The following is a 4,869-nucleotide window of genomic DNA, read 5'->3' as shown; positions in this document are numbered from 1 at the left end:
GCTTGTTACGTTCGATCCGGGGATCTTCCAGGGACGCAAAATGCTCAAGAAGGCTGGCTGACATGAGAAACTCCGATAGTCGTTTCTCGCGATCATCCGTCAACTACCCGAAAAACGGAATGTTTAAGCGCGCTCGCCCTGACAGGGGCCCTCGATCGGCGCATGGCGCTAGTGCAACTGTGCGAAAATCCCAAGACCGTCTCAGGTCGTTGTCGTTGTCGTTGTCGTTGTCGTAATCGAATAATCGCCATGTCGAGACCGCGACAACGACAACGAGGATGCCCCGGTCTCGGAGCTTGGGTAGCAAAGCACTCGCGTGACGAGCTTCTCGAATGTTCGATTCATCATCTCTTCCGCGCACTCAAGCCGCTTCCGAGCGATATTACTGGAATTTGGCGATGATGCGCAGCTTGACCAAAGCCGTTTAGACGTCTTGCCATTTCCTGACAGAGCCAGGATCTTAAACGGCAATCCGCTGGAGCGCAGCCTTCCGTCGAGGATACCGCGCGAGGATGGCGGTGGGTCGCCTTCATTTCCCGAGATCGAGAGGTTTGGATGGGATGTCCTTGAAATACTCGCCATTTACTCTGATTCGACAATTCTCGTCACTGGCCGGGAGCAGAAATCTATTGTATCGTGCGGCTCGTTTGCCGATCACGGATTGGAACAAACACGCAACCAAGTGCAAGAAAATGGAGATCATCTTAATGAAACGAACGATTACCCGCACTGTCCTAGGCTTGTTCGCCTTCGCGCTTGCCACGACTGCCTCCGCTGGCCTCAAGCCCGAGGAGCAGATTCAGTATCGCCAGGCCGGCTACAGCTTTATGAGCTGGAACATGGGCAAGATCAAGGCCAATCTGGAGGGGGATTTCAGTCAGGATCAGGTCGCCAAGGCCGCCAATGCCATTGCCGCGATCGCGAACTCGGGCATGGGCGCGCTTTTTGGTCCCGGCACGGATAAGGATATTGGTGCGGTCAAGACACGGGTGAAGCCGGAACTGTTCCAGAATGGGGAAGAAGTCGGGCAACTGGCGCGCGACTTTATGGATGCCGCCGACAATTTGGCCGAGGTTGCCGCCGAAGGCGAAAAAAGCGAAGTTCAGGCTGCGTTTGGCGATTTGGGCAAGGCCTGCAAGTCCTGCCACGAAAAATACCGCGCCGATTGATCCGATTTCCCGCCGGTTTCAGCATGCAAGGCCGCCATGTTTGGCGGCTTTGCAGTTTCCCCGCTACCAGTTCGGCAGGCTGCCGGGAAGAGGCGCGGGCGGCGGCGGAAGCAATCCGCCATTCGCGATCCAGACCGCCAGCGCCGCCAGTGCCACGGCCAGAATCAACGCAAGCGGACCGCCGCCAACCGCGGATGTCACGGCTGGATCCGTCACCGCTTTTCGGCCATTCAGCATCGGTTGGATCAGGTTATCCCTGCGCACGAAGGTGTAGAACAGGATGGCGCAGACATGGAGCCCGACCAGTGCGCCGATGATCCAGATCGTCTGCCGGTGAAGGCCGGTCAGCCAGGCGCTCGTCTGTGCCGAGACCAATGCCGAGAGAGGCCCCTTGAAGGCGATGTCATCATCGGCCGCCAAACCGCTCAGGGTCTGAAACAGCAGCAGGCCAAGCAGCGCCAGCACCGAGAGCGCACCCAGCGGATTATGGCCGACCCCGTGCCAATGACCGCGCAGGTAGGCGAGAATGGTTCCTGGCCCGCGCACGAACTGGCTGAAGCGGGCATAGGTGGAACCGATCAGGCCCCAGACCAGTCGGAAAGCCAGCAGACCCAGAATGGCGAGTCCAAAGCGGCCGTGCCACACCATCAGGTTTCCGCCCGACAGTCCGGTGAAAAAGGCCGCCGCCGCCAGCAGGAAGAGCAGCCAGTGAACGAGGCGGGTTGGAAAATCCCAGACTCGGATCAGGTTTTTTTGCATTGATTTGCATCCTTTTGAGCGAAAGCGATTTCTGGAACACTTCAGGCTAACTGTAATCCGTTCCCGGCGACCCCTGCGGCTTCGCTCCTCGCCCTTGCTTCGGCTTCGCTCAGCACAAGGAGCGGCTCGCCCTAAGCGGAGTCGAAGCAAGGACAGGCTTGTCGAAGCATGTACGGATTCGATTTTTTTGACGGTGATGATAATGACAAACGCGGTGGTCCTGTTGAGTGGCGGGCTGGATTCGACGACCGTGCTCGCCATTGCCCGGGCCGAGGGCTTTGTACCCTATGCACTGTCTTTCCGCTACGGTCAACGACATGCGATCGAACTTGACGCGGCCGCACGGGTCGCTAAGTCCATGGGCGTGGCCGAGCATGTCATCGCCGACATCGATCTGCGGCGCTTCGGCGGTTCGGCCCTGACCGCCGATCTGGACGTACCCAAAGGGCGCGGCTTGGCCGAGATGGGGGAGGGGATACCGATTACCTATGTCCCCGCGCGCAACACCGTGTTTCTCTCCTTCGCGCTCGCCTGGGCCGAGGTGCTGGGCGCCAGCAATCTTTTCATCGGGGTGAATGCGCTCGACTATTCCGGCTATCCGGACTGTCGACCCGAATACATCGCGGCCTTCGAGCGCATGGCGAACCTGGCCACCGCCGCCGCAGTGGAAGGCCGTCAGCGGATCAGAATCCATGCGCCATTGATCCAGCTCACCAAGGCCGCGATCATCCGCAAGGGGATCGAATTGGGGGTCGACTATGGCCTAACCAGCAGTTGCTACGATCCCGGCGAGTCTGGCCGGCCCTGCGAACAATGCGATTCCTGTCTGCTCCGCGCCAAGGGTTTTGCCGAGGCGGGGTTCGCCGATCCGCTGTTACGCCGCGTTCCGAACGACGCTCGGCGAGACGCGGTTTCTTCGCTTTGAGGTTGTCGCATGACCGAACGTCTTTTCCATGTCGCCGCCGCCCCCTTCGAGGCCGCGCGCCGGGTGGCGATCCTGCCGGAGGGCCACCGCGCGCGTCGTCTGCATGGTCACGGTTTCCTGGCGCGTGTCCGCGCCGATCTGCCGTCCGCCTGGGCCGCCTTTCCCGGCGCCGCGACTGGGATGCTGACCGCCGCGCTTCAGGCGTGCGTTGGGGCGCTCGATTATCGCGATCTGAACGAATTCCTGCCGGTTCCGACCGACGAAAACCTCGCGCGCTGGGTGCGCGACCGCCTCGGCGTTCCGGGGGTCGCGTCCATCGGCATTCAGAGCACCCGCGATCAGGGCGCCGATCTGGATGGCGCGGATCACGCCCATGTCTGGCGCCGTTTCCGTTTCGAGGCCGCCCATCGCCTGCCGAACGTCCCGGCGGGGCATCAATGCGGGCGCATGCACGGTCACGGTTTCGAGGTCATTTTGCACGCCGATCAGGCGCTGGCGGGGCTGGATATGGGGGTTGATTTCGATCGGCTCGATGCGCTCTGGGCGCCGCTCCAGACCGAACTCCATCATGCCTGTCTCAACGAGATTCCCGGTCTGGAAAACCCCACCAGCGAACTGCTCGCGCACTGGTTGTGGCAACGTCTCAAGCCCGAGCTGCCGGCACTGTCCTGGGTGACCGTCTACGAAACCGCGACCGCCGGCTGTCACTACGACGGCAGTCATTACCGCATCTGGAAGGAACAGCGCTTCGAGAGCGCGCTCCGGTTTCCCGACGCCCCCGCCGGCGACGCGCGACGACGGCTGCACGGTCACAGCTATCTGCTGCGGCTGCATCTCACCGCGCCGCTGGACACCGTGCTCGGCTGGACGGTCGACTATGGCGATGTGAAGGCCCTGTTCGCGCCCGTCTACCGGCAACTCGATCACCATCGGCTCGACGCCTTGCCGCGCCTTGACGCCGCGGATCCCGGTCGTCTGGCACTCTGGATCCGCGAGGAGTGCGCGGCCGCGCTCCCCCAGCTCGACCGCATCGACCTGCACGAGACGCCCGGATGCGGGGCCAGTCTCTGCTGGGGCGAATTGGGACCGGCATTGCCGACATGAGTTACCGGGTCAAGGAGATTTTTTACACCTTGCAAGGGGAGGGCGCCCAGACGGGTCGCCCAGCCGTCTTTTGTCGGTTCGCGGGCTGCAACCTCTGGTCCGGGCGCGAACAGGATCGCGAGCGGGCTGTCTGCACCTTCTGCGATACCGATTTCCGAGGGACCGATGGGGAGGGCGGCGGGCGCTTTCGCGACGCCAGCGAGCTGGCCGACCGGATTCGCGCGGCCTGGCTTGGCGATGATGACGCCGGAGTCAAACCCTATGTCGTCTGTACCGGCGGAGAGCCGCTATTGCAGCTCGACGCCCCGCTGATCGCCGCCCTGCGGGCGTGCGATTGCGAGATCGCCGTCGAAACCAACGGAACCTGTCCCGCGCCGTCGGGTCTCGACTGGATTTGCGTCAGCCCCAAGGCCAGCGCCGAACTCCGGTTGACCGCAGGCGACGAACTCAAACTCGTCTATCCGCAGCCCGAGGCTCCGCCCGAGCGCTTCGAGTGGCTCGACTTCCGGCATTTTTTCCTACAACCGATGGATGACCCCCATCTCGCCGTTCATACCGCCCAGGCGATCGACTACTGCAAGGCCCATCCGCGCTGGCGGTTGAGCATGCAGACGCATAAGTTACTGGGCATTCCCTGAGCGGACCGGGCTGATTGATCCATCGTAGGCAAACACTCAGACATGGACGCGATTGCGTCCCTCCGATTTGGCGCGGTACAGCGCCTGATCGGCGCGTGTCGTCATCGCGTCTGCCGTGTCATCCGGCTGATAGCTGCTCACACCTAGCCCATCTTTAACATAACCCCATTGATAAACACCCCCAGATGGCATCTAACCATCTGATCTTTATGTACACGCCGGCCGAAAATCGCAATGTAGTGCCAAGTTATTCAATAGTGGAAGAGTAAAACCG

6 protein-coding genes are annotated in these 4,869 nt (G+C 61.6%); 4 read left to right on the top strand and 2 right to left on the bottom strand.

Annotated elements, in window-relative coordinates; translation table 11 throughout:
- Positions 1-707: 707 nt before the first annotated feature.
- Complete coding sequence (locus CCR95_RS00400) at positions 708-1,169, top strand: c-type cytochrome (protein WP_201090868.1); 462 nt, start codon at positions 708-710, stop codon at positions 1,167-1,169.
- Positions 1,170-1,232: 63 nt separating this feature from the next.
- Here CCR95_RS00400 and CCR95_RS00395 read toward each other — a convergent pair whose 3' ends face one another.
- Entirely contained in the window at positions 1,233-1,928 is a 696-nt protein-coding gene (locus CCR95_RS00395; protein ID WP_201090865.1) for a cytochrome b/b6 domain-containing protein, read from the bottom strand.
- 202 nt (positions 1,929-2,130) lie between these two features.
- Here CCR95_RS00395 and queC point away from each other — a divergent pair, with 202 nt between their 5' ends.
- Genes queC through queE form a run of 3 tightly spaced genes read left to right on the top strand, consistent with a single transcriptional unit; the run spans position 2,131 to position 4,595 of the window.
- Positions 2,131-2,853, top strand: coding sequence for a 7-cyano-7-deazaguanine synthase QueC (gene queC / locus CCR95_RS00390; RefSeq protein ID WP_201090863.1), 723 nt, complete (start codon positions 2,131-2,133; stop codon positions 2,851-2,853).
- A gap of 9 nt (positions 2,854-2,862) precedes the next feature.
- The gene (locus CCR95_RS00385; RefSeq protein ID WP_201090859.1) at positions 2,863-3,957 is read left to right on the top strand and encodes a 6-carboxytetrahydropterin synthase; all 1,095 of its coding nucleotides are present in this window, start codon (positions 2,863-2,865) and stop codon (positions 3,955-3,957) included.
- Positions 3,954-4,595, top strand: a complete 642-nt coding sequence (queE, locus tag CCR95_RS00380) for a 7-carboxy-7-deazaguanine synthase (RefSeq protein WP_201090867.1) — start codon at positions 3,954-3,956, stop codon at positions 4,593-4,595. Before CCR95_RS00385 ends, queE begins: the two co-directional genes overlap by 4 nt.
- 36 nt (positions 4,596-4,631) lie before the next feature.
- Here queE and CCR95_RS00375 read toward each other — a convergent pair whose 3' ends face one another.
- Positions 4,632-4,787: a GGDEF domain-containing protein gene (locus CCR95_RS00375; RefSeq protein ID WP_201090857.1), complete on the bottom strand. Its 156-nt coding sequence runs from the start codon at positions 4,785-4,787 to the stop codon at positions 4,632-4,634.
- Between the last annotated feature and the right edge of the window lie 82 nt (positions 4,788-4,869).

The sequence above is a fragment of the Thiocystis minor genome, assembly GCF_016653465.1.
GTDB classification, from domain to species: domain Bacteria; phylum Pseudomonadota; class Gammaproteobacteria; order Chromatiales; family Chromatiaceae; genus Chromatium; species Chromatium minus.
The sequence above is the reverse complement of the archived record's forward strand: the minus strand, read 5'-3'. Positions and strand labels throughout refer to the sequence as shown.

What these genes read in the sequence shown, in the direction of transcription:
- CCR95_RS00400 (WP_201090868.1), top strand. Translation starts at nt 708, where the DNA reads ATGAAACGAACGATTACCCGCACTGTCCTAGGCTTGTTCGCCTTCGCG.
- CCR95_RS00395 (WP_201090865.1), bottom strand. Translation starts at nt 1,928, where the DNA reads ATGCAAAAAAACCTGATCCGAGTCTGGGATTTTCCAACCCGCCTCGTT.
- queC (WP_201090863.1), top strand. Translation starts at nt 2,131, where the DNA reads ATGACAAACGCGGTGGTCCTGTTGAGTGGCGGGCTGGATTCGACGACC.
- CCR95_RS00385 (WP_201090859.1), top strand. Translation starts at nt 2,863, where the DNA reads ATGACCGAACGTCTTTTCCATGTCGCCGCCGCCCCCTTCGAGGCCGCG.
- queE (WP_201090867.1), top strand. Translation starts at nt 3,954, where the DNA reads ATGAGTTACCGGGTCAAGGAGATTTTTTACACCTTGCAAGGGGAGGGC.
- CCR95_RS00375 (WP_201090857.1), bottom strand. Translation starts at nt 4,787, where the DNA reads ATGCCATCTGGGGGTGTTTATCAATGGGGTTATGTTAAAGATGGGCTA.